The organism is Mesorhizobium sp. M1307 (genome assembly GCF_040318155.1).
In the GTDB taxonomy this organism is placed as follows: domain Bacteria; phylum Pseudomonadota; class Alphaproteobacteria; order Rhizobiales; family Rhizobiaceae; genus Mesorhizobium.
Genome location: NZ_JAMYLR010000019.1, coordinates 54,181 through 80,995 on the forward strand (window position 1 = coordinate 54,181; position 26,815 = coordinate 80,995).

20 protein-coding genes are annotated in these 26,815 nt (G+C 63.4%); 3 read left to right on the plus strand and 17 right to left on the minus strand.

The annotated features are described in order from the left end of the window. Nucleotides 1-24: 24 nt before the first annotated feature. The 11 genes from addA to NKH16_RS20740 all read right to left on the minus strand — a co-directional run bounded on the left by addA (nucleotide 25) and on the right by NKH16_RS20740 (nucleotide 17,140). Nucleotides 25-3,537, minus strand: a complete 3,513-nt coding sequence (gene addA, locus NKH16_RS20690; protein ID WP_352901548.1) for a double-strand break repair helicase AddA — start codon at nucleotides 3,535-3,537, stop codon at nucleotides 25-27. Continuing rightward, entirely contained in the window at nucleotides 3,534-6,671 is a 3,138-nt protein-coding gene (gene addB / locus NKH16_RS20695; RefSeq protein ID WP_352901551.1) for a double-strand break repair protein AddB, read from the minus strand. Before addB ends, addA begins: the two co-directional genes overlap by 4 nt. After that, a complete protein-coding gene (locus tag NKH16_RS20700; RefSeq protein ID WP_352451649.1) occupies nucleotides 6,668-7,426 on the minus strand; it encodes a nucleotidyltransferase family protein in 759 nt (252 codons plus the stop codon). Before NKH16_RS20700 ends, addB begins: the two co-directional genes overlap by 4 nt. A 41-nt stretch (nucleotides 7,427-7,467) precedes the next feature. After that, nucleotides 7,468-8,979: a tRNA (adenosine(37)-N6)-threonylcarbamoyltransferase complex ATPase subunit type 1 TsaE gene (gene tsaE, locus NKH16_RS20705; protein ID WP_352451650.1), complete on the minus strand. Its 1,512-nt coding sequence runs from the start codon at nucleotides 8,977-8,979 to the stop codon at nucleotides 7,468-7,470. A gap of 8 nt (nucleotides 8,980-8,987) precedes the next feature. Continuing rightward, the gene (locus NKH16_RS20710) at nucleotides 8,988-11,549 is read right to left on the minus strand and encodes a sensor histidine kinase (RefSeq protein ID WP_352454805.1); all 2,562 of its coding nucleotides are present in this window, start codon (nucleotides 11,547-11,549) and stop codon (nucleotides 8,988-8,990) included. Between the two features lie 188 nt (nucleotides 11,550-11,737). Beyond that, nucleotides 11,738-13,138, minus strand: coding sequence for an adenosylhomocysteinase (ahcY, locus tag NKH16_RS20715; RefSeq protein WP_023677552.1), 1,401 nt, complete (start codon nucleotides 13,136-13,138; stop codon nucleotides 11,738-11,740). A 156-nt stretch (nucleotides 13,139-13,294) separates the two neighbouring features. Further along, nucleotides 13,295-13,591 carry an HPr family phosphocarrier protein gene (locus NKH16_RS20720; RefSeq protein WP_352736768.1) on the minus strand — a complete coding sequence of 99 codons (297 nt, stop codon included), beginning with the start codon at nucleotides 13,589-13,591 and terminating at the stop codon, nucleotides 13,295-13,297. Beyond that, nucleotides 13,588-13,989: a PTS sugar transporter subunit IIA gene (locus NKH16_RS20725; RefSeq protein ID WP_023677550.1), complete on the minus strand. Its 402-nt coding sequence runs from the start codon at nucleotides 13,987-13,989 to the stop codon at nucleotides 13,588-13,590. Before NKH16_RS20725 ends, NKH16_RS20720 begins: the two co-directional genes overlap by 4 nt. Nucleotides 13,990-14,153: 164 nt before the next feature. Further along, the gene (locus NKH16_RS20730; protein ID WP_352901557.1) at nucleotides 14,154-14,600 is read right to left on the minus strand and encodes an HPr kinase/phosphorylase; all 447 of its coding nucleotides are present in this window, start codon (nucleotides 14,598-14,600) and stop codon (nucleotides 14,154-14,156) included. A gap of 31 nt (nucleotides 14,601-14,631) precedes the next feature. Next, entirely contained in the window at nucleotides 14,632-16,416 is a 1,785-nt protein-coding gene (locus NKH16_RS20735; protein WP_023677548.1) for a sensor histidine kinase, read from the minus strand. Nucleotides 16,417-16,438: 22 nt separating this feature from the next. Next, nucleotides 16,439-17,140 carry a response regulator transcription factor gene (locus NKH16_RS20740; protein ID WP_023677547.1) on the minus strand — a complete coding sequence of 234 codons (702 nt, stop codon included), beginning with the start codon at nucleotides 17,138-17,140 and terminating at the stop codon, nucleotides 16,439-16,441. A gap of 342 nt (nucleotides 17,141-17,482) precedes the next feature. On the opposite strand from NKH16_RS20740, the gene NKH16_RS20745 reads away from it, so the two are divergent. The 3 genes from NKH16_RS20745 (at nucleotide 17,483) to NKH16_RS20755 (ending at nucleotide 20,358) form a co-directional block, all read left to right on the plus strand. Next, nucleotides 17,483-19,093 carry a phosphoenolpyruvate carboxykinase gene (locus tag NKH16_RS20745; RefSeq protein WP_352451655.1) on the plus strand — a complete coding sequence of 537 codons (1,611 nt, stop codon included), beginning with the start codon at nucleotides 17,483-17,485 and terminating at the stop codon, nucleotides 19,091-19,093. A 79-nt stretch (nucleotides 19,094-19,172) separates the two neighbouring features. Next, nucleotides 19,173-19,610, plus strand: coding sequence for an alternative ribosome rescue aminoacyl-tRNA hydrolase ArfB (gene arfB / locus NKH16_RS20750; protein ID WP_023677545.1), 438 nt, complete (start codon nucleotides 19,173-19,175; stop codon nucleotides 19,608-19,610). 130 nt (nucleotides 19,611-19,740) lie between these two features. Further along, complete coding sequence (locus NKH16_RS20755; protein WP_352454809.1) at nucleotides 19,741-20,358, plus strand: alpha-ketoglutarate-dependent dioxygenase AlkB family protein; 618 nt, start codon at nucleotides 19,741-19,743, stop codon at nucleotides 20,356-20,358. Here NKH16_RS20755 and NKH16_RS20760 read toward each other — a convergent pair. The 6 genes from NKH16_RS20760 to coaA form a co-directional block, all read right to left on the minus strand. Beyond that, nucleotides 20,321-21,934, minus strand: a complete 1,614-nt coding sequence (locus NKH16_RS20760) for a hypothetical protein (protein ID WP_352901560.1) — start codon at nucleotides 21,932-21,934, stop codon at nucleotides 20,321-20,323. The genes NKH16_RS20755 and NKH16_RS20760 overlap by 38 nt on opposite strands. A 91-nt stretch (nucleotides 21,935-22,025) precedes the next feature. Next, nucleotides 22,026-23,516 (minus strand): hypothetical protein, encoded by a 1,491-nt coding sequence (locus NKH16_RS20765; protein WP_352744340.1) that lies wholly within the window; start codon nucleotides 23,514-23,516, stop codon nucleotides 22,026-22,028. 73 nt (nucleotides 23,517-23,589) lie between these two features. Further along, a complete protein-coding gene (locus NKH16_RS20770) occupies nucleotides 23,590-23,985 on the minus strand; it encodes a GtrA family protein (protein ID WP_023677541.1) in 396 nt (131 codons plus the stop codon). Nucleotides 23,986-23,992: 7 nt separating this feature from the next. After that, complete coding sequence (locus tag NKH16_RS20775) at nucleotides 23,993-24,763, minus strand: class I SAM-dependent methyltransferase (protein ID WP_352744338.1); 771 nt, start codon at nucleotides 24,761-24,763, stop codon at nucleotides 23,993-23,995. After that, nucleotides 24,763-25,770 (minus strand): glycosyltransferase family 2 protein, encoded by a 1,008-nt coding sequence (locus NKH16_RS20780; RefSeq protein ID WP_352451661.1) that lies wholly within the window; start codon nucleotides 25,768-25,770, stop codon nucleotides 24,763-24,765. Before NKH16_RS20780 ends, NKH16_RS20775 begins: the two co-directional genes overlap by 1 nt. A 77-nt stretch (nucleotides 25,771-25,847) precedes the next feature. Further along, entirely contained in the window at nucleotides 25,848-26,807 is a 960-nt protein-coding gene (coaA, locus tag NKH16_RS20785; RefSeq protein ID WP_352451662.1) for a type I pantothenate kinase, read from the minus strand. Nucleotides 26,808-26,815: the final 8 nt, after the last annotated feature.

A 26,815-nucleotide genomic window follows, 5' to 3' on the forward strand; every position in this document is an offset into this window, starting at 1 on the left:
GTCCGTCTTCAAGCAAGTGTTGTGTCACGCTCCCGTGAGTCTAGCAAGCGCATCGTCCATGGCCGCCGCCGGCAGCTCGATCAGCCGCGGCACCTCGGTGAACAGCAGCGCCGCCGAGACCTCGCGTCCCGGATAGAGCGGCTGAAGCAGCGCGCGATAAAGTGCGAGTTGCAGAACATAGGCTTGCGGCACTTCGGCGAGCGTAGCTGGCGCTGGCCGATTGGTCTTGTAGTCGACGATCGAAACCTTGTCCGGCGTTGCTGCCAACCGGTCGATCTTGCCGGAAATCGAGCGCAGTTTGCCCCATACCTCCAGGCTGCCCATGATGGCGACTTCGGCGCGCGAGTTTGGCGCAAACAGCGGCGCGAAGCGGCTGTCGGCAAGAATTCTGAAAACGCCAGCCACGGCCTTGTCGTGCTCGTCGTCGGGCCATTCCGCGCCGGCTCTTGCCAGATAGCGTTCGGCGGCATCCCGGCGTTTTCCCTCGGCGATGCCGGGCAGCATCTGCAGCAATTTGTGCAGCGCCAGCCCGCGCATGACGGCAAAGCCGGGCTCGGCGTCGGCATCCAGTACCGGCGAACGCGTGTCGGCCACCGCTTGCCGCGCCTCATCGATCAGCACCGAGGCGCCGGACGGTGAGAGCGGCCGCGGCAATTCCTCGAAGGGCGGCAGAGGCCGGAACAGGGTTTCAGGCAGTGGTGCAAAGCGTTCCGCCTGTCGTGCCTCATTCACTGCCGCCAGTGGCATGGGCGGCAGTTTCGTCACCTGGAAACGATGCACGGTCTCGCCAGTGGCGGGATGCCGGCGTTCTTCGCTCTCCGCGGCACCGACCAGTGCGCGGCTGACGATCGAATGCCAGGTGCCGGTATTCGGCGCCCGCTTGCCATGGTAGCCGCAGACGATCAGCCGATCCTCGGCGCGGGTCATGCCGACATAGAGCAGCCGGCGGTATTCGTCGTCGGCGAGCTCGCGGGCGCGGGCCGATGCGGAGCGTGAAAACCCATTGGCGACATCGCTGGCCGAACGCCAGAGATAGCCCTTGCCCTCCCAGCAGTCGCCCGAGCCTTCGAACGGCATCAATCTCGGCAGATGCTGGTCGCTGAACGGCGCGGAGCCACCATCGACAAGGAATACCACCGGCGCTTCCAGGCCTTTGGCGGCATGCACGGTCATGACGCGAACCTCGTCGCGGGTCTGGTCCATTTCGCGCTTGATCTCGGGGCCGGCGTTTTCCAGCGTCGACAGGAAGGATTCCAGCCCTGGCAGGCCGGTTCGCTCCTCGGCCAGGCAGAAATTCAGGAATTCGTCGAGGATATCGCCGGCCTCCGGACCGAGCCGCGCGATCATCTTCTTGCGCAGGCCGTCGCGGGCGAGAGCTGCGGCATAGAGTTCGAACACCGGCTTGAATGCGGCCTCATTCGACCATGTGTCGAGCCGGCTGACGACGGCGGCCAACGCCTCGCTTTCGCCGGCATGCCGGCGCAGCGAGGCGATCAGCGAGACGCCCGACGGCCTCTCCGCAGCAAGCGCGAAAAGCTGCTCTTCCGAGACATCGAAGATCGGGCTGCGCAGCACGGCGGCCAGTGACAGATCGTCCTCGGGCTGGATGAGAAAATGACCGAGTGCGATCAGGTCCTTCACCGCGACGTGGCCGGGCAGGCTGAGCCGGTCGGCGCCGGCCACCGGAATGTCGCGGCGCTTCAGCGCCCGCGTCAGCGCATGGACGAAGCGATCGCGCTTGCGCACCAGCACCAGCACGTCGCCGGGGCGGAGTTTCTTGCCGCGGCCTTCGATGACCTCACCGTTGCCGATCCAGCTGGCAATCGTTGCGGCGACGTTTTCAGCGACGCGGACTGCCGGCGCGTGGGCATGGTCGACCGCTTGCGTCCAATCGTCTGGTTCGTCGACGACGTCGGCGCCGATCGACGGCCAGACCTCGACATGACCCGGCGCATCGGTGCGGATCGCCTTGTGGTCGAGCGGATCAGGATCGTGGCTGATGCCGCGCCGCACGTTCGGGTCGGCAAAGACCCGGTCGACGGCGGCAAGAACATCTTCGGTCGAGCGGAACGACCAGGTCAGCTTGAGATCGGCGAAGGCGGCGGCGGCGGATCTAACTTTGCCGGCAAACAAAAGCCGGCTGTCGGCAAAGGAATCCGGGGCGGCTCCCTGGAAGGAATAGATCGACTGCTTTTCGTCGCCGACAGCAAAGATGGTGCGGTGGACCGCGTCGCGTGCGCCGAGCCCGGCAAAGAACTCCTCTGCCAGCCGCTTGACCACCTCCCACTGGTCGGGACTGGTGTCCTGCGCCTCGTCGAGCAGGATGTGGTCGATGCCCTGGTCGAGCTTGTACTGCACCCAAGGGCCGGCATCGGGCCGTGCCAAAAGGTTGACCGTACGGGTGATCAGGTCGTTAAAGTCGAGGAAGCCGCGGGCGCGCTTCAATTGCTCGTAACGGGCGATCAGCCAGTCGGCGATGGTCAGCGCCGCACGCGTGCCTTCCAGCATCCTGAACAAGGCCAGCCGGTCGGAGATTTCGAGAATGGCGTCGACCGCCGCCAGATAACGTTCGGCAAGATCGGGCAGCCGGTCAAGCAATGCCCTTTTAAATGTCTTTGCCGGATCGTAAGGCTCGCCGTCGGCCCTCAGGAAAGCCTTGGAGAGCAAATTCAGGCGACGTACCGGATCCTCCTCGGCGAAGGCAAGGCGGGCGTATGGCAGCAGATTGTTCAGCACGATGCGCGCATCGGCGGCCTCGGCCGCCCGTGAAAAGGTGACGAGATAATCCGGCAGGAAGCCGGGCAGCGGCCAGACCGAGGCGGCTATACCTTCGGCCGTCTGGCCGGCGCGGAAATGGAACTCGTCGAACAGCGCCTGAAACCCATCGCCGCCGGCCGCGGCGATGAACGCACGCAAACCATCGCGCTTGCGCACGATCTCGGCCAGCAGTGCGTCGAGCCCATGCTCGCCGCCGCGCTCCAGCACGGTGGCGAAGGCCTCGGACAATGCCGCATCGCCTGCAACGCCGCCCGAAATCATGTCGCGGCGGGCGGCGGCAAACAGCGAAGCCTCCATTTGCGGATCGAGCATTTCGAAATGCGCAGGGATATTGGCTTCCAGCGGGAACTGATGCAGCACCGATTCGCAGAAGGCGTGGATGGTCTGGATCTTCAGCCCGCCGGGTGTTTCCAGCGCCTCGGCAAACAACCGCCGCGCCCGGCGCATGGTTTCGCGGTCGGGCTGGCGGCCGTCCAGCGCCTCTATCCGTGTCGAGAGCTCGGCATCGCCCAGGGCCGTCCATTGCGACAGGGTCGAAAACACCCGGTTCGACATGTTGGCGGCGGCGGCACGCGTATAGGTCAGGCACAGGATCTTGGACGGATCGGTGCCGCGCAGCAACAGCCGGATAACGCGCTGGGCGAGTACATGGGTCTTGCCGGATCCGGCATTGGCCGACACCCATGCGGAATTGCGCGGATCGGAGGCGCTTGCCTGACTGGCGGCAGTGTCGCTTGGAATGGGATAGGCCTTTTTCATGCCTCCCCTCCCTCGTCATCGGCGTCGCCGCCGGCGGACCATTCGAGCACGCGGGCGAGATGGTCGTAGTCGCCGTCGGTCTCGCCCTCGCGGAACGGCAGCGCCCGCGACAGATAGCCGGTCGCCGGGTCGGCGTAGTGGATCAGCAGTTTTTCCAGCCGCGCCCACGCTTCTTCGGCGAGATCGGCGGCGGTTCGCGGCTTGCGGTTGTATTCGAGGATGGATTCCTCGAACACTTCGCCATTCGGCCTCAGCCGCACGAAGGCCAGTTGAGACGGCTCGCAAGCGCCAAGCTCCTTGAAAGCGCCGCGCCTGAGCAGCGCGCCCTCCAGTGCCAGTTGCGGCGCGAGCAGCGTGTGCGCCTGTGCTTTGGATGGCGAGGAGCCGGTCTTGTAATCGAGGATGTCGGCCATGCCGCCGGCCAGCAGATCGATGCGATCGGCATAGCCGGACAGGGTCACACCGGATCGGCCGACACCGGTCTTTTCGGCGCGTTCCTCGGCGTGCCGCCGTGCCACGGCTGCGGCCCGGCCGCGCTCCCATTCGATGATGCCGGCGGCAAGCTTTTCGAAGCGTGGCCACCACACCGCCTCGACATCGGCGGGCAGGGCCGCGCCTGCAAAGCAGGAGCGGCCTGCGGCGATGAGCCCGACCAGCGCCTCCGGCGCGCACGGGTCGGCCACCGTCGCTGAGAAGAGGTGCAGAACGGCGTGAAACAGCGTGCCACGCTCGGCAGCGCCCGGATCGCGAATGACCGGATCGAGCGGCATCAGGCCGAGTATCCTTCTGGCATAGACCGCATAGGGATCGCGACGCAGCGTTTCGATCTCGGTGACCGAGAAGTGGTGCGGCCGTGCGGCGATCGGCGGTTTCGGCTGCGGCCGCGGCGCAAAGTCCTGCTTTTCGCCGGCATCGAGCACACGCGCCCAGGCAAGCAGTTCATCGCCGCGCCGGCGAAGTGCAGCAGCGTGGTCCTCGCCAACGAATGTAAGGATGCGCTGCAGCCAGCGCGAAGGTACCGACGGTGCGTCGCCGGAGCGGCCGGAGCGAGCCAGCACCACTTTTTTGGCGCCCATGGCCATCTGGAAATCATGGGCGGCAAGGCCGATGCGCCGCTCGGGCGGTTCAAGATCGATGCCGGTCTTCATCAGCCGCGACATGAAGCGGTCGCTCTCCGGCTTGCGCGGCCACACGCCTTCGTTGAGCCCGCCGACGACCAGCGTGTCGACATCCTGAAGCCGCGCTTCCAGCACACCCCAGATTGCGATGTTCCTGTCGGTGCCCTGCGCCGGCTTGACCGTCTCGGGCGCGATCAGCGCCTCCATCACGTCAGGCCATTCGTCAGCGGCGAAGGAGAACGACACCGAGGCCGCGACCAGCCCGCGCAAGAGCTCGGCGAGCTTTTCGCCGGCATCGCCCGCATAGAGTTCGCTCAGGCTGCCGTCAGCGGCGCGGCCGAGACTTTCGAGCGCAACGACGCTGGCGCGCACAAGGGTGGCAAGATCGGCATTCTCGTCGCCGCGAAAAGCAACCAGCGGCGCCAGCGCGGCCGTTAGCCGGATCAGCAGGTCGCGCGCCTGTTCGATGCGCCTGACCGAAAGCCGCGGCCACCAGAAGGGTGGGCGGCGATTGCCGCCGCCGTCGAATTCGAGGAGCCGGGTGTCGAAGAGCTGCGGCAGCGACGCCACGTCCGGACGCCCTGTGCCGCCGCGCAGCCCCACGAGTTCGACGATTTCGGCCGCATAGCGCACGCTTGCCCGCTCCAGGCCGAGGCCAAGCAGGGGATGCTTGAGCAGCGACAGCAGGGCGATGGGGTCGCCCGGGCGGAAGGCTGCCTGAAGCGCCAGCCTGAGCAGGCTGGCGGCTGGTGTGTTGATCAGCGGCGTGCCGCCGGAATCGTCGGCGGCAACGCCGAAGCGCAGCAGCTCGACTGAGACGCGCCGCGCCAGAGCGCGGTCGCCGGTGACGAGTGCGGCGCGCTGGCCGGGCCGTTCGACGGCCTGTTTGAGCGCGACGGCGATCGCCACGGCTTCGTCGCGTTCGCTGGCGGCTTCGAGAAGCGTCACATCGGCGAAGGCCTCGGCAATATCGCCGGCCCTAAAGCGGGCGCGCGTCTCGGCCCAGAGCTCGGTGGTCTCCGCCGGGCGCAGCGCTTCGCCGACAAGTGCGGCGCGCAGCGCAAGCGGTCGCGGCGCAACAGCAATCTCCTCGACATCGGCGCGCGGCACGCCGATCTTGCCGATCAACTTTGCCAGGCCGTATTGCGGGTGGCCAAGCACGGCTGGGCGCGCGCCCGGTGTGGTGATCGCGGCAAAGGACGGCTCGTCCAACGCCCGGTCGAGCCCGGGCAGCACAACGGCGCCATTGGGCAGACCGGCGATCACGGCAAGCAGCTCGGCCGTGGCGGGAATGGAGCCGGTGGAACCGGCGGCGATCACCGGTCCGGCTGGCGGATTACGCTTCAGCCGCGCCGCCTCCAGCCTTATCAGGGCATTACGATGCGCAGCCGGATTGGAACGATGGCGTTCCTCGAGCAGGTTCGGCCAGTTCTCCGTCACGATGGTCAGGAAGTCGAGTGTCACCTGCCACCAGCCTGCAAGATTGCCGGTTACAAGGTCGGCGAGCCTTGCCCAATCCGTGCCTTCGGTGTCGATCTCATCCATCAGGCGTGCAAGGTCGCGCGCCAGCCAGATGGCGTCGGCGGCGGAGGCCGGTATGACGATCTCCTCGTCGAACAATGCCGCGACATGTGCCGGCAGGCGGCGTTTCCACGCCCGCACCAGCGGCGCAAGCAGCAGAAGACGCTCGACCGCGGCGATCGGCGGCGCAAGGTCGATGGCGACCGAAGCTCCTGCCTCGAAGGCGGCTTCATCTTCATCGAACTCACCAAGCGGGCGGATGACCGGCAGGATCGCCGAGCGGCTTCCCGAGCGCGAGAGAGCATCGACGAAGACGCCGCGAAGCGCCCGCGCCGCACGGCGCGTCGGCACATAGATGGTGAGATCGGCCAGCGCCAGCGGATCGCCGTCATAGGCGAAGCCGGGAACCAAGCGCCCCGCAAGCAGCGCCTCGGCCAGCGTCGGCAGGAACGGCGCTCCGGGCGGGATCGAGAAAACGCGGCGGGAGCCGCTCATTTCGACTCGGTAAGAGCGCCGGGTGCCTCAGCAACAGCATTGGGCGTGCCGGCAAGCGCGGCGGCGACCGCTGCTTCCGCCCGCGGGATCGCGTCAGGTGTGCCGACAGTAATCCAGTGACCCTGCATTTTCATGCCGAACAAGCGGCCGGCGGCGATTGCCGCATCGAAATAGGCGTTGAGAGAGTGTGGACCGGCCGGCGCATCCTTGAAGATGCACGGATGGACGATTGCGGCGCCGGCATAGATCAGGCCGGCCGGATCGTTGTTCGCACGCCGCAAGGCGCCGTCCGGCGCCACCAGGAAATCGGTGCCGCCGCTATGTCCGGTTGCCGACTGGAGATCCGCAAGCATCAGCAGAATGTCCATTGTCGCGCCCTCCCATGCAAGGGCAAGACGCCTGAGATTGGAAACGCCGCTGTCGATCCAGAAGGTGTCGGCGTTGAGCACATAGAAGGGCGCCCCTAACCTGGGCAATGCCTTGACGATACCACCGGCGGAGTCAAGCAAGCCCCTACTCTCATCCGAGATGACGATTCTCGGCGCACTGCGGCGGGCTACATGGTCCACGATCTGTTGCGGGAGGTAATGGACGTTGACGACGGCCTTGGCGACGCCGGCTTCGGCTAGGCAGTCCAGCCCCCAGTCGAGCAATGTCTTGCCGGCGACCTTGACCAGCGGCTTCGGCATGGTGTCGGTGATCGGCCGCATGCGCTTGCCGAGCCCGGCGGCGAGCACCATGGCGGTCGTCGGCATCGGCTGCTCATCCGACGCCTTCGGGCCCAAATCCTTAGCCGTCAAATCGAGCGTTCCTCCAGCAAGCCGTGGGCGATGTAGAAATCCTGCAGCCCGGCCAGCGCCGGATGCGCCAGTGCCCGGCGAAGATAGTCGCGGATGCGCGGCAGATGCTTCAGATAATAAGGCTTGCCGTCGCGTTTTTCGAGCCGCACGAAGATGCCGAGGATCTTGGAATTGCGCTGTGCGGCCATGATTGCATAGGTTTCGCGGAATTCGTTCTCATCGAAGGCACCGGCAGCGCGTCGCGCGGCGATGTAGGCGGCGAGCGTGTGCTTTTCGATTTCGGGTGAGATAGTGACGCGCGCGTCCATGGCGAGCGAGGCGACGTCGTAGGCGGACGGCCCGATCAGCGCGTCCTGGACATCGACGACGCCGAGGCGATCGTGACCGGAACGGTCAGCGCGCCAGATCAGGTTGGGTGAATGGAAATCGCGCAGCATCAGCGTGTATTCGCGCCCCTCCAGCCGATCGAGCACCGCACTCCATTCGCTGCGGTAACCGGCGCGCAGCGCCTCTCTAGGCGGAGCGCCTGATATCGCCGGGACATACCAGTCGACCAACAATTCGGCCTCGATCATCATGGCGTCGCGGTCGAAAGGCGGCACCTCGTGGAAGACGCCGGGGCCGGCCTGCATGCGGGTCGGCCATGTTTTGCCGTGCATCATGGCAAGCAGTTCGGCCGCCGCAGCGTAGCGCTCGGCCACCGGCTGGCCGCGCTTGTCGAGAAACCCTTGGGAACCGAGATGCTCCAGCAGGAGAAAACCCTGCTCGAGATCCTGGGCATGGATTTCCGGGACGCTGACGCCGCCGGCCCGCAAGGCCCGGTCGATGGCGACGAACGCCGAAACGGATTGCGCGGTGTGGGCGATCTCGGCATAGGGTTTGCCGTCGCGGACTGGCGGTCCGAGCACCAGCCTTGGCGAGTTCATCAGCACGCGCGGCGGAAATCCGGCGAGCGTGACGATCTCGTAGGAGCGAGCCGAGGCATCACCGATGAAATGTCGTCGCTGCGCTTCGCCCCAACCGGCCTGCCCGAGAAAATCGCGCATTGCCAGCGATCGCGCCGCGCGCTCGAAGGCGGCGCCCTCTCCCGATAGTCTCGCCAGTCGGCCGTCGCCCTGCTGGAGAAGTTCGACCAGCACCGAGGTTTTCGGCAGATATGCCTCTGCCCGCTCCGGCCATTCGACCAGCGCGGCGCCTTGCGTCAGCGCCTCGTCGAAGCCCAGCTCGTCCAGCTCGGATGCCGTGCCCAAGCGGTAGAGATCGAAATGATGAACCGGCACACGCGTGTCGTAGCTCTGGACCAGCGTGAAGGTCGGGCTCGGCACGTCGAGTCCGGCATCGTCGGCCAGTGCCCTGATCAGCGCCCGTGCCAAGGTCGATTTGCCCGCGCCGAGATCGCCCTTGAGGGCGAGCACATCGCCAATGCGCAGCGACATGGCGAGATCCTCGCCGAACCTTGCCGTCGCAGCCTCGTCGGCGAGAAAACGCTCCAGCACCAATACCGCCATCGAACGCGCTACTCGGCCGCCGCGCGGATGCCGGACGGCGTGTCGGGAAAGGCGCAAACAACCGTGGTGCCCTTATCCCTGCCGGTCTCGATGCGGACGCTGCCGCCATGCAGTTCGACAAAGCTCTTGACGATCGACAGGCCGAGCCCGGCGCCACGGCGGCGGCCGCCATTGGTGCGCGGCTCGAAGCGCCGGAACACTGAGTCAAGCAGGTCCGGCGGCATGCCGGGGCCGTCATCGTGAACGGAAAATTCCACGCCGTCGGCAAGTTGGCGGCAGGCGAGCGTTATGGTGCTCGCCTCCGGCGCGTAATTGGCGGCATTGCTGAGCAGATTGTAGAGGATCTGGCGGACGCGGATCTCGTCGCCGTGGAAGGTTTTCGGCGCTGCCGCCGCGTCGATCCTAAGCTTGATCGCATGTTCCTCCAGCCGGTCGGCGACCAGTTCGGCGGCAGCCGTAATGGTTCGATCGATGTGAACTTCGGAAATGTCGAGTTCCATGATGCCGGCATCCACCGTCGCCAGGTCGAGGATGTCGTTGACGATGGTGAGCAGGACCGAGGAGGACGAGCCGACATGCCCGATATATTCGCGTTGCTTCTGGTTCAGCGGACCAGTCGACGCCAGTGAAAGAAGCTCGGTAAAGCCGATGATGTTGGTGAGTGGCGAGCGCAGCTCATAGGAGACGTGCTGCACGAATTCGTTCTTGATCTGGTCGGACTTTTGCAGCGCCTCATTCTTGTCCTTCAGCGCCCGCTCGACATTGACGCTGTCGGTAACGTCGACGAAGGTCATCATCACCTGGCCGTTGGGCAAAGGGATGACGGCGTAGCGCAAAACGGTGCCGTTGTTCAATTCGGTTTGGCCGTGGCGGTCGCGGCGCTCGTCGTCGAAGCCGGTGATGGCGGCAACGAACCCGCCCCACGGACTGTCGACGGCACGGCGGTCGCAAAGGTCGCGGATCGTCGAGACATGGACGTTGGGTTTTGAGGCATCGGCATCCAGCCCCCACAATGCCGCGAACGCCGGGTTCGACAATCTCAGCCTGCCGTCGGGGCCGAACACAGCGACGCCTTCGGCGAGGTTGTCGAGCGTCTCGCCCTGGACCCGGACGGCGGTCTGGTAGCGGCTTTCAAGGTCCATCTTCTCGGTCAGGTTCTCGAACACCCAGGTGACGCCGCCCTTGGGCTGCGGATTGGCGACGACGCGAATGGTCTTGCCGTCCGGCAGATGCCACCAATGCTCCTGCGATTCAACCGCGCGGTAAGCGCCGAGCAGGCTCTCTTTCCAGCGCCGCCATTCGGGCTGCTCGGCGATCTTGCCTTCGCTGCGCAGGCGGTCGAGCAGTAAGGCGTTGTCCGGCGCGCTGTGCAGGAAGCCGCTGTCGAGGCCCCATAGTTTCTGGAACGCCTGATTGAAAAACCGCAATTTCTCGTCGGTGTCGAAAATCGCCACGGCGGTGTTGAGCTGATCGAGCGTGTCGGCGTGGCTCTGCATGGTCCGCTCATATTCGGCGCGAATGGCCTCGATAGCGCTGATGTCGCAGGCAAGACCAGCCGAACCATCCGCTCCGGCAAAATCGGTCACGGCAAACATACGGCGGTCGCCTTCGATGACCGTGGAGAGCGTCTGTTCAAAGACCGCGCGCGACTTGTGCTGCGCAGCGATCGTGTCGCGCGCCTGGCCGCCGAGGAATTCCTTGCCATCGCGGACCGCCGCTTCGGCATTCTCGGCCTCGACCGCTTCGGCATAGGCGCGGTTGACCCATTTCAGCCGCCCGTCGACAGTACGCAGCCATGACGGCATCTTGAGCGCATCCAGAAGACCGATCAGCGTCTCATGGTCGGCGGCTAAGCGCTGGTTCTCGATCTTCAGCCTGGCCTGGCTTCGCTGTGTCTCCGAAAGCGAGACGAAGCGAACCAGCACATGCGCCGCACTCTTGCGGCCGTGAACCTCGAGCGGCTGGCCGGCCTGCGATTCGATGACAAGATCGAACGGCTTTGCCTTGTCCCGCAGTGCCGCGACGGCATGTTCGAGTGCGGCCGCCGAACGCGGCATCAGCCAGCGGCCGAAAGCCAGGAAGGCCGCCCGGTCCTCCGGCGCGCCGCTCTCGATCGGCAATGTCCCGACAAGCTCGGGCTTCTTGTTCTCGGCCGCCCATACCACCACGCGCTGATCGCGGGAATGGAGCAGCGCCTCCGAGCGCTGCAGCGCGGCATTGACGTCGGCGATACGGGTCCTGAGCTCGGCATTTTCCGCCGCGGTGCGCGCCCGTTCGCGGATCAGAAAGATGGCCGACAGCAATGCCGCCCCCATGACGCCGACGAACATCGCGAGTTGCATGACCTCGACCGTGCTGACCGACAGCCCGGCCTTTTGCGCCACGCGGGTTTGGGCATGTGCAGTAAAGCCAAGCAGCGGACCAACCAGCGCGGAAGAAGCAAGCAGCACCCCGACACGGCTGCCGGCGCGCCATAGAAGGCTGCCGCCTCTGGCAGCGGAGCCCGTGATCGAATCGTTATGGCCGCCGGAAACGGCCTGTCCCGCGCAAGGCGGGTTATCCCCCGGCATGTCTTGGTCCTCTTCGCCGCCTGAATGCAAGACCGCCCTGATGCGTGCGCCCGGGCCTCGTCCCCGGACCGCGAATCAGCACCATAGCGCTTGCGCGAATCGGCGTGAAGAATCAATCAGCGCAAAAATAAAGCCGGGCGAAAAGTCAATCGCCCGGCTTCAATATCTAGTGGCAAGTTTCGCCGTGGTTAATAGCGGTAGTGTTCCGGCTTGAACGGTCCCTGCGGAGTGACGCCGATATAGGCGGCCTGTTCGCCGGACAGTTCGGTCAGGCGGGCACCGAGCTTGTCGAGATGCAGGCGCGCGACCTTTTCGTCGAGATGCTTCGGCAGGACATAGACCTGGTTCTCGTACTGGCCGGGCTTGGTGTACAGCTCGATCTGGGCCAACACCTGGTTGGTGAAGGACGCCGACATGACGAAGCTCGGGTGGCCGGTTGCGTTGCCGAGGTTGAGCAGGCGGCCTTCCGACAAAAGGATCATCCGCTTGCCGTCCGGGAAGGTGATCATATCCACCTGAGGCTTGATGTTGGTCCATTTCAGGTTGCGCAGCGAGGCCACCTGGATCTCGTTGTCGAAGTGACCGATGTTGCCGACGATCACCATGTCCTTCATCAGGCGCATGTGGTCGAGGGTAACGACGTCCTTGTTGCCGGTGGTGGTGATGACGATGTCGGCCGTCGGCGCTGCGTCTTCGAGCGTGACCACCTCGAAACCGTCCATCGCCGCCTGCAGCGCGCAGATCGGATCGACCTCGGTGACCTTGACGCGGGCGCCGGCGCCCTTGAGCGAAGCCGACGAGCCTTTGCCGACGTCGCCATAGCCGCAGACAACCGCGACCTTGCCGGCCATCATCGTGTCGGTGCCGCGGCGAATGCCGTCGACAAGCGATTCCTTGCAGCCATATTTGTTGTCGAATTTCGACTTGGTGACGGAATCATTGACGTTGATCGCCGGGAACGGCAGCAGGCCTTTTTTCTGCAACTGATAGAGCCGGTTGACACCGGTCGTCGTTTCTTCGGTGACGCCGCGGATCGCTTCCTTCTGTTTGGTGAAGAAGCCGGGCGATGCCTGCATGCGCTTCTTGATCTGGGCAAACAGGATCTCTTCCTCTTCGCTGCCCGGATTGGACAGCACATCCTCGCCGGCCTCGGCGCGGGCGCCGATCAGGATGTACATGGTGGCATCGCCACCGTCGTCGAGGATCATGTTGGAGGTGCCGCCATCGGCCCACTGGAAGATCTTGTCGGTGTAGACCCAATAATCCTCCAGCGTCTCGCCCTTGACGGCAAACACCGGAATTCCGGCCTCGGCAATGGCCGCGGCAGCGTGGTCCTGGGTCGAAAAGATATTGCAGGAAGCCCAGCGGATATCGGCGCCGAGCGCCTTAAGCGTTTCGATCAGCACCGCCGTCTGGATAGTCATGTGCAGCGAGCCGGTGATGCGCGCGCCCTTGAGCGGCTTCTTGTCGCCGAATTCTTCGCGGCAGGCCATCAGGCCCGGCATTTCGGTTTCGGCGATCTCGATCTCCTTGCGGCCCCAGCCGGCAAGCGCGATGTCTGCGACCACATAGTCCTTGCTACCCGTCATGGCAGTGCTCCGATGCGAATTGATTGCGGGACGCGCCCGCCCCGAAAGCGTGTCGGAGGGCGCGAGTTGCCGGCCTGACTAGCAGATCGGGAGTCGGACGACAATGGGATATAAAGAAATCTTTATCCGTGCATGTCTTCAGAAGCGATCAGCACGTCAGCATTCCTCGCCAAAACGGGAAGCAACCAGTTGCTCCAGCGCATCGATGACCTCTTCGGCCTCCGGGCCGGTGGCGGTGACGCGGATCGAATAACCGGGGCTCGCCGCCAGCATCATCAGGCCCATGATCGAGGTGCCGCCGACCTTGACGCCGTCCTTCTCGACCTGGACCGTGGCGTTGAAGCCGCTGGCGACTTGAACGAACTTGGCCGAGGCGCGTGCGTGCAGGCCGCGCTGGTTGACGATCGGAAAGTCGCGAACGATCTTGTCCTTTTCCGGCAACAGCGCGCTCATTTGCTGCTCAGGAGTTGACTGGCGACATTGATGTATTTACGGCCGGCAGCCTGCGCCTCATCCAGCGCGGCCGTCATGTTGTCGCCCTTGCGAACGCTGGACAGCTTGATCAGCATCGGCAGGTTCATGCCGGCAATGACCTCGATACGCCCGGATTCCATCACGGAAATGGCGAGGTTAGAGGGCGTGCCGCCGAACATGTCGGTCAAAACGATGACGCCTGATCCCGTATCGACGCGGCCGACTGCCTCGATAATGTCGCGGCGGCGCTGTTCCATATCGTCGTCGGCACCGATCGCCACGGTCTCGAAATTGTCTTGTGGCCCAACGACATGTTCCACGGCATTGCGGAACTCGGCGGCCAGTTGACCGTGCGTTACAAGCACGAGTCCGATCATTCTTTGGTGGCTCCCGTCATCGCCGCTTCACAGGCGCATTTTATGCTCGCCGACCGTTCCAGGTGGCGGGAGCGCTATCTTGTCGACGCAAGGCCCGTTGACAAGCCCAAAATTGCGCCGGCCCAAGCCAATTTGACGCATTGCAGCAAAAAATCGAAATCGGATCACAGGAAAGGTGCAATCGACAGGCGCGACATCACTGCCGGCAAGGCCGCCGCTACATTGCGCCCGGCAAGATCGATGCGCGGCACTGGTACGCCGACAACGAGTTCGCTGCAGTCTTCCTGGAAGCGGGCCATTTTGCCGGCTGGCACCAGCTGGATAATGAGGTCGATCACGCAGCTTGGCTCGAACCGTATCGGTTTGGGGCCGAATCCCGGCACCTCGACGAGGCCGGCTATGCTGGCTGGTGCGCGGCAGACCAGCCGCCCGTCGCAATCTGCAGCATAGAGCTGGTCATCGCCGATCAGCCGGGAAAACAGCCCACGCTGGCTGCAATGATCGATCAGGGCGAGCGCCAGCGTCGTCTTGCCCAAGCCGGACGGTCCGGTGATGAGAATGCCGCGATCACCTATCAGGATCGCGGTGCCGTGAATATTTTCAGGCTGCACAATAGGACCAGGCGTGATTGGAATTCATCCGTCAGCCTTCCGCCGGCAGCGTCACCACGAAGCGCGCGCCCTTGATCTCGCCAGGCTTGGTGCCCGGGATGTTCTCGGCGCTCAGCGTGCCGCCATGGGCTTCAACGATCTGCCTGGATATCGACAGGCCAAGGCCCGAGTTCTGACCGAACGCCTCGCCGGCCGGCCGATCGGTATAGAACCGCTCGAAAATGCGGTCGATGTTATCGGCCCGGATACCGGGTCCATTGTCGTCGATGGTGACGATGTTGAACTTGCCGGCGCGCGCCAGCGATATGGTGATGTGGCCACGTTCCTCGGGAACGAACGAGCGGGCATTCTCGATCAGGTTGGTGATCACCTGGCCGATCCTCAGATCATGACCGACGACGAAGTAGCCTTTCACGCCCTGCGGCAGTTTGGCGACCTTGAATTCGATCTCGACCGCCTTCTTGTTGCGCGTGGCCTCGCGCGAGACGGCGACCAGATCGGTGATGAACTTCTTGAGGTCGACGGTTCCTGCATCTTCCCGCGCCAGCTCGGCATCGAGACGGGAGGCATCGGAAATATCGGTGATGAGACGGTCAAGCCGCCTCACATCGTGCTGGATGATATCCATCAGCCGGCTGCGCGAATTGTCGTTCCTGGCCAGCGGCAATGTCTCCACCGCGCTGCGCAGCGAGGTAAGCGGGTTCTTCAACTCGTGCGAGACATCCGCGGCAAAACTTTCGATCGCCTCGATGCGGGCGTAGAGCGCGTTGGTCATGTCGCGCACGGCGATCGACAGATTGCCGATCTCGTCCTGGCGGTCGGAGAAGTCGGGGATTTCCTCGCGGTTCTTGACGCCGCGGCGAACCCTGACCGCCGCCGCGGAAAGCCGGCGCAGCGGGTTGGCGATGGTGGAGGCCAGCAGCATCGACAGGATGGCGGTAACCAGGGCGGCAATGCCGAACACGCGCAGGATCGCCTTGCGCTCGGCCGCGACGATCTTGTCGATGTCGCCGCCTTCGGTCGACAGCATCAGCACGCCGAGAACGGCACGGAAGCGCTGGATCGGTACCGCCACTGAAACGATCTGCTCGCCCTGCTCCGAGATCCGCACGATCGTCGACGGACTGCCGGTAAGCGCCTTGACCACTTCAGGAAACGCGGCGCCGTTGCCACCTGGCTGCTCGCGATAGACAGGCAGCTGCTTGTTGCGAAAGAAATCAAAGACGAATTTCTGGATGCGCTCCAGAAGGTCCGGCTGCTCCTCTTCGACCGGCGGCAGGTCGTAGCGAAGGATCTGGCCGCGCGAATAGAGATGGCGGGAATCGAGCAGCAGGTTGGCGTCGCGGTCGTAAATGCGGGCGCGTGTGCGCGTCGGCGAGATCAACCGCCTGAGCACCGGCGCCACGCGCTCCGGATTGATCGGGAAATCGAGGTTGTCGAGCTGATCGGAGCCCGGGCCGAGGCTTTCGCCGGCCTGCAACTCGAGCAGCTTCTCCGGATCGATGCTGATCGAATCGGTCTCGACCGTCGCCGAGGCGGCGATCGCCCCGGCGATGATCTCGCCTTGAGTCATCAGGCTCTCGACACGGGCGTCGATCAGCCCGTCGCGAAAGGTATTGAGATAGAGAATGCCGGTGACCAGGACGGCAAGGCCGGCAAGGTTGAGAAAGAGGATACGCCGCGTCAGGCTGGAAAAGATGTGATGGCCGAGAAACCGGCGCATCGGCACCGTAATTTTCGACACGAAGGCGGGCAGAATCCGCGGCGGGCGCCTGGCGGCGCCCGACCGTCTCACTCGCTCTACTTGCACTGCCATCGAATAGCAGCTCCCGCTCGACTCAAGCTTCGCGGAACCGATATCCGACTCCGTAAAGGGTTTCGATCATTTCGAAGTCATCATCAACGGCCTTGAACTTTTTGCGCAGCCGCTTGATGTGACTGTCGATGGTGCGGTCATCGACATAGACCTGCTCATCATAAGCCGAATCCATCAGCGCATCACGGCTTTTTACGACCCCCGGACGCTGTGCCAGCGAATGCAGGATGAGGAACTCGGTGACGGTAAGTGTCACCGGCTCGCCCTTCCAGGTGCAGGTGTGGCGCTCCTGGTCCATGACAAGCTGGCCGCGCTCAAGCGACCGGGCCTGCTGGTTGGGCGCCTTGGCCGCCGCCTCGCGGGTGCTGGCGCGGCGCAGCACGGCGCGGACGCGCTCCACCAGAAGACGCTGCGAGAAGGGTTTGCGGATGAAGTCGTCGGCGCCCATCTTGAGGCCGAACAGTTCATCGATCTCATCGTCCTTGGAGGTCAGGAAGATCACCGGCAGGTCGGATTTCTGACGCATCCGGCGCAGCAACTCCATGCCGTCCATGCGCGGCATCTTGATGTCGAGGATGGCGAGGTTCGGCGGGCGCGCCGCCAGTCCCTCCAGCGCCGATGCCCCATCCGTGTAGGTTTCGACCCGATAACCCTCGGATTCGAGGGCGATCGAAACCGAAGTCAGAATGTTGCGATCGTCGTCGACAAGCGCGATTGTTGCCATTTCAAGCGGCTCCCTCATGAGCTGTCCCTTCTTTCGTCGAGAAGGGGCTTTTGCAGGACAAATTAGGTACAAAATGTGGCACAGGCTGTATCCGCTGTCACGCGCGGCATGTCGACGGCCACAATTGTACCTCGATATGGATTGGACGAATGAACATCGCCAATCCTTTGGGCAACCATCAGTGTTTTTGCACATATAAACGATTTAAACAACTTTCAAAATATTTAAATCGATTAATGATTTGATATCATTCGCCTTTTCTGGTTTTGACGTTTTTAGCTCCTGCAATGGGGGTTCCGGAATTCGCCGGTAAAGACGCGGTAAATCGAAGAAGGGACACCCATGTCGGAAGCCGGCAAACGCAATCCTGCATGTGCAATCGATCGCATCGGCCTGAGAACCACGGGGGTGGTACGCTATAATTTCGGCGCGGCCGCGCTCTACGAGGAGGCAATCCGCCGTGGCGAGGCCCGACTCACCGCGCATGGCGCGCTTGCCGCCGAGACCGGGCAGCACACCGGCCGCTCGCCCAGGGACAAATTCGTGGTGCGCGACGAAAGCACCGCGCCGCATATATGGTGGGACAACAACAAAGCGATTTCGCCGATCCAGTTCGATACGCTGCTTGCCGATTTTCGCGCCCACGCGGCTGGAAAGGACCTTTATGTGCAGGACCTGGTCGGCGGCGCCGACGAGGAACTGAAGCTGCCGACCAGGGTGATCACGGAGCTTGCCTGGCACTCCTTGTTCATCCGCAATCTGCTCATCCGACCGGCCGCCGCCGAACTCGAGCATTTCATGCCCGATTTGACGATCATCGACCTGCCGTCGTTCCGCGCCGATCCCGCCCGCCACGGCACGCGCGGCGAAACGGTGATTGCCGTCGATCTTTCGCACATGATCGTGTTGATCGGCGGTACCTCGTATGCCGGCGAGATGAAGAAGTCGGTGTTCACCGTGCTCAACTACCTGCTGCCGGCAAAGGGTGTGATGCCGATGCACTGCTCGGCCAATGAAGGGCCCGTCGGCGACGCGGCCGTTTTCTTCGGCCTTTCCGGGACCGGCAAGACGACGTTGTCGGCCGACCCGTCGCGCACGCTGGTCGGCGACGACGAGCATGGCTGGGGACCGCACGGCATCTTCAATTTCGAGGGCGGCTGCTATGCCAAGACGATCAAGCTTTCGGCCGAAGCCGAGCCGGAGATCTTCGCCACCACCCAGCGCTTCGGCACGGTGCTGGAGAATGTGGCGCTCGACGCAGGCCGCGTGCCGGATTTCGACGACGGCGGGCTGACCGAAAACACACGCTGCGCCTACCCGCTCCACTTCATCCCCAACGCCAGCAAGACGGGGCGCGCCAGCCATCCGAAGAACATCATCATGCTGACCGCCGACGCATTCGGTGTGATGCCGCCGATCGCGCGGCTGACCCCGGCGCAGGCCATGTACCATTTCCTCTCCGGCTATACCGCCAAGGTGGCGGGGACCGAGAAGGGTGTTACGGAACCCGAAGCGACATTTTCGACATGCTTCGGCGCACCGTTCATGCCGCGGCATCCGTCGGAATATGGCAATCTGCTGCGCGAGCTCATCGCCCGCCACGGCGTCGATTGCTGGCTGGTCAACACCGGCTGGACCGGCGGCGCCTACGGCACCGGCAAGCGAATGCCGATCAAAGCAACGCGGGCGCTGCTTGCGGCGGCGCTCGACGGCTCGCTGAAAGCGGCCGACTTCCGCACCGACGCCAATTTCGGTTTCGACGTTCCCGTGACGGTTGCCGGCGTCGACCGCGCCATTCTCGACCCTAGATCGACTTGGATCGACAAGCCCGCCTACGACCGGCAGGCGGCAAGGCTGGTCGGCATGTTCGTCGACAATTTCGAAAAATTCGAAGCCCATGTCGACGCCACGGTGCTCGGCGCCGCACCACGCATGCAGGTAGCGGCTGAATAGCCGTCGCCCCTGGTGATGCTTCAAGGCCCGGCTTCGATCGGGCCTTTTCTTTTTTCGCCTGCCGCGCCATGAGTGCGGCATGAACGCCGACGACAAGATCATCATTACCGACGATGCGGTGATTAATCCGGGCGACCTGCACGAGGACTTCATCCGTTCGTCCGGCCCGGGCGGCCAGAACGTCAACAAGGTGGCGACGGCAGTGCAATTGCGCTTCGATGCCGCCAATGCGGCTGGCCTGTCGGAGCGGGTGCGCGAACGGACCATCAAGCTTGCCGGCCAGCGCGCCACCAAGGATGGCGTCATCGTCATTGAAGCCGGACGCTTCCGCACCCAGGAGCAGAACCGGGCGGACGCCCGGGCGCGGCTGACGGCACTGGTCGCCAAGGCCGCCGAACCACCACCACCGCCGCGCAAGAAGACCAGGCCGTCCAAAGGCGCGGTCGAAAGACGGCTCAAGAGCAAGGCCGGGCGCGGCTCGATCAAGAAACTGCGCGGCCGGGTCGGGGATGAGTGACAGCCGAAGCGGCTTCGGATCTCAGATCGCCGGTTAAAGCGCGCAGCCACCGTCGGAGGCGGCTTTCGGGTCGCCGTTTTCATTTGACGGTGGCATTCTGATTTCTCCAGACCAACGGATAAGCGACGCGATGCTCGTACTGCCCAAAGGCGTCCGCCATATGCCCGGCTACCTGTCGCGCGCCATGCAGGAAGTGCTGGTGGAAGATATCAGGCAGGTCGTGCAGAACGCGCCGCTGTTCGTGCCGGCGATGCCGCGTACCGGCAAGGAGATGAGCGTGCGCATGACCAATTGCGGTCCGCTGGGCTGGGTCACCGACAAGGAGCACGGCTATCGCTACCAGCCGACCCACCCGGTGACCGGAAGGCCTTGGCCGCCGATCCCGGAGATGCTGCTCGAACTGTGGCGGGATGTATCTGCCTATGCGCACCCGCCGGAAGCCTGCCTGGTCAATTTCTATTCGCAGGATGCCAAGATGGGTCTTCACCAGGACCGCGACGAGAGCGATTTCTCCGCGCCTGTCGTCTCGGTGTCGCTCGGCGACGATTGCCTGTTCCGGGTCGGCCAGACGACGCGCGACGGCGCCACCAAATCGTTCAGGCTGAGGAGCGGCGACGTCGTCGTGCTTGGCGGCGAAGGGCGGCTCTGCTTTCACGGCGTCGATCGTATCTACCCGTCGACCTCGGCATTGCTCAGGAGTGGCGGCCGCATCAATCTGACGCTGCGACGGGTGACGATGCCGAAATAGGCTGTTCGGGTGGCCGGTGGCCCGGGCGGACATAATCGTCGCGCAGATAGATGCGCTCGGTCTCGTCCTCGATAAGAATGCGGTAGTGCGCCAGGATGGCGTCAAAGCCAAAACGCCCCATCAGTTGGCTTGTCCACATCGTGTTGTTTTTCTTGAAGACGACGATATCCGGGCGCAGACGCACGAACTCTTCGCGTTTGCTTTCGACGTAGCGCGCCATGATGGCTCGGTAACGCATGGCTTCGGCGGTGTCACCCGAGAGAGATGCCTGCCGGGACAGGAAAAGTGCGAACGCTCCAAGCCAATCGCTGACGTGGGTCGAAACGAACTGCCCATCGATCATACGGTTCAACGGATGTCCCGAGGAAATATCCGAACTGACCAACGCTACGGTCGGCCGATCGGTGGCGGCGCGAATTGCGGCAACCAGCGCCGGCCCTGGTTTCTGGGTGCTCCAGTACGGCAAGAAAGCGATTGCCACCGCCGCCAATGCCCAAGCTCGCGAAGGAGCCGTCACGAACGTCAACAGCTTCGACGGCTGCTGCACGATCCTGGGCAGTGCCAACAGGCAGAAAATGGCTGCCACAGCGCAAAAGATCGCGGGATAGGCATGATAAGACCAGCCTTTGGCCTGGTAGAACAGGGGAAACATGCCGGCGATCGATGCCGCCAACGCTACCGCCGCCAGCTCTGGAAATCGCTTGGCAGGCCACAGCCACCAGATCAGGAAGACAAGGAAACACCACGAGAAACCGTAGCCGATCACAATCGGCCAAAAGATGCCGATCTTTGCATAAACGTCCGCCAAGAGGGGATAGATGTCGCGCACGAATTCCGGATGGATCAGCGTGACGGTGCCGAGATAGACAACGCAGATGCCGCCAATGACCCAGTGTTCCAGGGCGAAGATCGATTTCAGACTGCGCCGGCGCACTGCAACGACCAGCGCCGGCGCCAACACCATGATCGCATAGTAGGGCTTGACCAGCAGCAGAATGCTGCCCGACAGGCCGGCGAGTACGGCGAGCCCGGGGTCTGGTTGGGCAGCTGCATCTCTGCGCGCGCGCCAGGCATGAAGCGCAAGCAGCGGCATGAAAAGTGCCATGCCGATATGCTCCCGCTCGCTGAAGGCATTTCCGGGGAAGACCACCAACATTGCGCAAAACGCTGGCCCCAGTGCAAACAATGATGCAGTTTCGGTGAAACCCGCACGCTTGACGATCACGCCCGAGAGCGAAAGTCCGATAAGCACGGCAAGGTATGTCCAGGCCTCAACCAGGATTTCCGGGGCGGTGCCCAGCAATCTGGCCGCAGCCACTGGCGGCAGATAGAGCCAGACGCTGAATGGGGGATTGGTCTCGTAGATTTGCGAGTAAAGCCGCTCACCGGACAGCATACGCTCGCAGACCGTGATCAGCCAGCTAGTGTCGGGAACAGTCCCCCAACGTCGCTGCCAGAAGATCGAGAAGACGGTGACTGCGGCAATGGCCAGGACATTGCGGCTAGGAAGCAGCGACGCCGCAATATCCCGGTCGCGCCAGCGGCTCAAGCCGCCAACGTCGTTCGAGACGCTCATGCTGTTGCACCGAGGCTCTCGAGATCGAGCCATATGTCGTCCAGTGGAGCGATTGGATCCAGCCGTGTCATGGGTTTCCGGGGGCTCCTGCTCAATCGGTTTGGAGCGGCGCAGGCGCCGTGTAACGCAGATAGACAGTGATTTCCGGCTCGGCGTGCAGCAGACGATAGCCGGCCAAGGCGACCTGGATCCGCTTGTCCTGCAGCATCAGGGCAGTCCACGCCGGCGAGCCTGACAGCACGATATCGGGCTTCTTCGCTGATATCTCGGCGGCGTTTTCGCCGATCACCCGATCGCGGATGCTTTCAAGTTCCGGTCTCCGTTCGAGATCGCCGGTGACGCGGGCGAGCGTGTCCGCGTTGGAGACCGCCCAGGCGCTCGGATGGCGTGATATGAACCTGCCGCCGACCAGCCTGGCGAGGGGATGGGCAACCTGCATCTGGTCGGCAATCGACATGATGGCCGGGGTTTCGACCGTTGCGCGGATCGCGGCGACAGACCGGGCGATCGGGCCGTTATCCGTCGTCAGCGCCGCGTACTGTGCCCTGACCGCTATTTGCAGCACCAGCACGCAGCCGAAGATCAGGGCGGCCTTGCGAACGAAGCCTGCACTGCCGAATGTGCCGAACCGCACAAGCTGGATGCCAAATGCAAGTGTCGCAACAACGACCATCGGCAGCGCGTGATTGGGCCAACCCTTGCCCATGACAATGAAGGCCGGAATGAACCCCAGGGCGGTCAGGAGCGGAATCCTGACGTCCCAGTTCGTCTTTCTCAGGCCGCCGGCCGCAAGCACGGTGGCGGCGGCCAGAAGCAGCACCACTTTCGGCCAGTTTGCCAGCATATCGGCGGCAGAGGCCCTCAACGGAAGATAGACCTCCCTGACCAAGGGCAGGACGTCGCTGACGTAAGCGCGGTCGAAGAGCGCGATGGACGCTATATAGGCGGCCACGATCGCAGCGCCCATCAGGTTCTCTGCGACGAAGAGCGGTCTCAGCGACCGCCTTTCAAGCGCAAGACAGAGCGACGGCAACATGAAGGCCAGCACAAAATAGGGCGGCTTGACCATGACCACGACCGCCGCGCAGAGGCCCGCGACCATGTGCTCCAGGCGCGAGCCCGCGCTGAAATCCAGGTTCCGCTGACGTGTGCATTGCAACGCCACCCAAGGCAGAATGGCAATCAATGCGAAGTGCTCGCGTTGGCCGAATTGATCCGGCATGAAACACAGGATCAAAAACAGGGCCGCGGCTGCCGCCCACAGCGCATGGGGCTGCCGGTATACCGGTTCATCGCGCGCGAGAATGCGGACGGAAACGAAAAGACTGGCCAGGCTCAGGCAAACGATGCCAAGCGTCAGCCAGAATTCCGCACGCATGCCAGTGAGCTTTTCCAGGAGCATGAACGGCATGTAGAGCCAGATCGAGAAAGGGGGGTTGGTCTCCACGATGTCGGTGTTGAGCCGCTCTCCGCCAAGCAGGCGGTCGCAGACGACCAGAAGCCATGACACGTCAACATTGGTCGGAATTGCAACAGTCGATAGCCAGACGGCGTATGTGACGATCAGACTGGCCAGCAGCAACGGAGCACCCGCTACGCCCACAAAGGGCGAGAAGCGGTTGGCGCCGGGCAGCAGTTCACTGAGGGATCGCGCGCTAGAGACCACGAAACACCCAGCGCCCGAGGACGACATAGTTGATGACCGGCACGGCAATGCAGGTGAGCAGGATCGGGATTGCGGCAGGGACGCCGAGCATCTGGGTCAAAAGCCCCGGCAGGGCGATCGCGACGGCGAGCCCGGAAGCGGTGAGCAGGAGGAAGCGGGGCAATTCCATAGCGTGGCTGCCGCCCGAGGTGAACGTGAAATATTTATGCCCGGTGTAGGAGAACAACGCGGCGACGGCGTAGGCCGCAAACGATGTGAGCGCCGCCGGCAGGGCTGCCGTTGCCTGTCCACGCGACAGCAGAAAAGCGCAAACGGCGTAGATCAGCGTCGACGCGATGCCAATCAGCGCAAAGCGCGATAGTCGACGATACGAGCCGGTGCCCATGACGCGGTCAAGCTGCCAATTTCTCGTCGGGGCGAGCGGTTTCGACGGCGCTGTTCTTGCGGAATACCGCCAGCAGCGAAACCCCGAAGGGCAAGCTTGCATTTGGTATGATGCGGCCTTCCGCCGAAAACACTGCCTTCATCGCTGCATTCAGTGGTTTTGGCGGCGTGGCATGGCCGGCTGGCAAGGCCGACTTGCGCAACCTGTCCACCAGTCGTGCCAGCGCCGCTACCGGGAAGAGCGCGGCATTTGTGTAGCTCAGCCGGTCGATCGCGAAACCGGCCCTTTCGATTCGTTCACGCAGCAGATTGCGTGAATAGCGCCGCATATGATGCAGCCCCACATCATGCGTGCTCCACAGCCATTGGTGTGCGGGCACAGTGAGGACGACACTGCCGCCCGGTTTCAGCACTTGGCGGATCGCGGCAAGCGACGCCTCGTCTTCGGCGACATGCTCCAGCACGTCGAACAGGCAGACGAGGTCGCAGCTTTGCGGCGCGACAGGAATGTTGTCCGGCAGATGGCCGGCGAGGAAGTCGCGGCCGGTCTTTTCCCAGGCAATCCTGCGCGCGAGATCGCTCATCTCGACTGCCGTCACTGCGCCGAACTGCTCCAGCATCCGGATGTTGCCGCCGGTGCCGGCGCCGATCTCTACGATGCGCGCGTTTTCAGGCAGGCCGATGCTGCGAATGACCGCCTCGGCGATGGCGCGACGCCCGCAGAACCACCAATGCTCGTCTTCGGTGGCGGCCATCTGTCGGTAAGCGTCGATCTCCATCAGCTCACTCCCTCATATTTGCGGCGCACGATATAGATCGGACGCTGCTTGATCTCGGCGTAGACCCTGCCGAGGTATTGTCCGATGATGCCGATGCCGAGTAACTGGATGCCGCCAAGGAAAAGAACACTGACCAGCAGGGAGGCGTAGCCGGGCACATCAACGCCAAAGATCATTGTCTTGGCGACGATCAGCAGGCCGTAGAGGAACGACAGCGCGGAAATCGTCGCGCCGACATAGGTCCAGATTTCAAGCGGAGCGGTGGAGAAGCTGGTGATGCCTTCGAGCGCGAAGTTCCACAGCTTCCAGCCGGAGAATTTCGACTGGCCGGCGATGCGCTGATCGCGGACATATTCGACGCTTGCGGTACGGAACCCGACCCAGGCGAACAGGCCCTTCATGAAACGACGGCGTTCGGGCAAAGACCGCAGCGCCTGGATGACCTGGCGGTCGATCAAACGGAAGTCGCCGACATCGTGCGGGATCTTCTGCTGCGCGATCCAGTTGTGAACGCGGTAGAACATCGAGGCGGAGCGCTGCTTGAGAAAGCTGTCGCTCGACCGATTGGCTCGCTTGGCCAGAACAACCTCAAAACCCTCGCGCCACTTTTCCACAAGCAGCGGAATGACATGCGGCGGATCCTGCATATCGACATCCATCGGGATCGCTGCATCGGCATCGCAGCTGTCGAGCCCCGCGGTCATCGCGGCTTCCTTGCCGAAATTGCGTGAAAGGTCGATTACGTGGATGCGTGGATCGGTTTGTTGGGCTTCGATCAGCTTTTCGAGCGTCGTATCGCTGCTGCCGTCGTTGACGAAGATGAACTCGAGGGCAACGCCTTTGTCCTTCAGCAGCGCGGTGCTTTCGCATACCGCCTTCAGGAATGGAGCAATTGCGCCTTCCTCATTGTGGACAGGCACGATCAAGGCAATCGTTGCGCCGCCGCTGCCCGGACGTGCGATGCGGTCAGATGCCGGCCGATCGATGTTTAGGAATGGCGCATTCATTTGTTTGCCGAGCCCGCAGATCAGGCCCGACAATAGAAAGACTGGGTTAAGATGACTTTAAGGAATGTCCCGGGATTTCACAGTTTCCTGAGCGCCACTTCCTCGACCAGATGGTTGGCGCCCTTGCGCAGGATGAGATCGGCTCGGGCGCGGGTCGGCAATATATTCTCGCGCAGATTCTTCAGGTTGATGTTGGTCCACAGGCCCTCGGCGATGGCGCGGGCCGCATCTTCGGAAAGTTGCGAATAGCGGTGAAAGAAGGAGGCCGGGTCGCGGAAGGCGGTTTCGCGCAACCGCATGAAGCGGGCGATATACCAGTGATGGATCAGCGCCTCCTCGGCATCGATGTAGATGGCAAAGTCGAAGAAATCCGACAGGAAAGGCACGATCTTGCCATCCTTCGGCAGCTTGCCCGGCTGCAGGACGTTTATGCCCTCGAAGATCAGGATGTCCGGCCGGTCGATGGTCTGGAACTCGCCCGGGATGACGTCATAGGTCAGGTGCGAATAGACCGGCGCGCGGACGTTGCGCTGCGCCGATTTGATGCCGGACAGGAAGCGCAGCAGCGCGCCGACGTCGTAGCTGTCCGGAAAGCCCTTGCGCTCCATCAGATTGTTGCGGCGCAGGACTTCGTTCGGCAGCAGGAAACCGTCGGTGGTGACCAGGTCGACCTTGGGACTCGACGGCCAGCGCGCCAGCAGCTCCTTCAGCACGCGCGCCGTGGTCGATTTGCCGACCGCGACGGAACCGGCAATGCCGATGATGAACGGTGTCTTGGCCGCGTCCAGCGCGTTGAAGAAGGCCTGGCGCTGCCTGAACAGGAGTTGACTGGCTTCGACATGAGCCGACAACAGCCGCGACATCGAAAGATAGATGCGCTCGACCTCGTGGAGATCGACCGGATCGTTCAGCGACCGCAGACGACGGACCTCGTCCTCGGTGAGCGTCATCGGCGTATCGGCGCGGAACCGCGACCATTGCTCGGCCGAGAAGAAACGATAGGGTGAATACTTCTCGGTAGGAGCGAGCTGGTCCATCGAGTTCC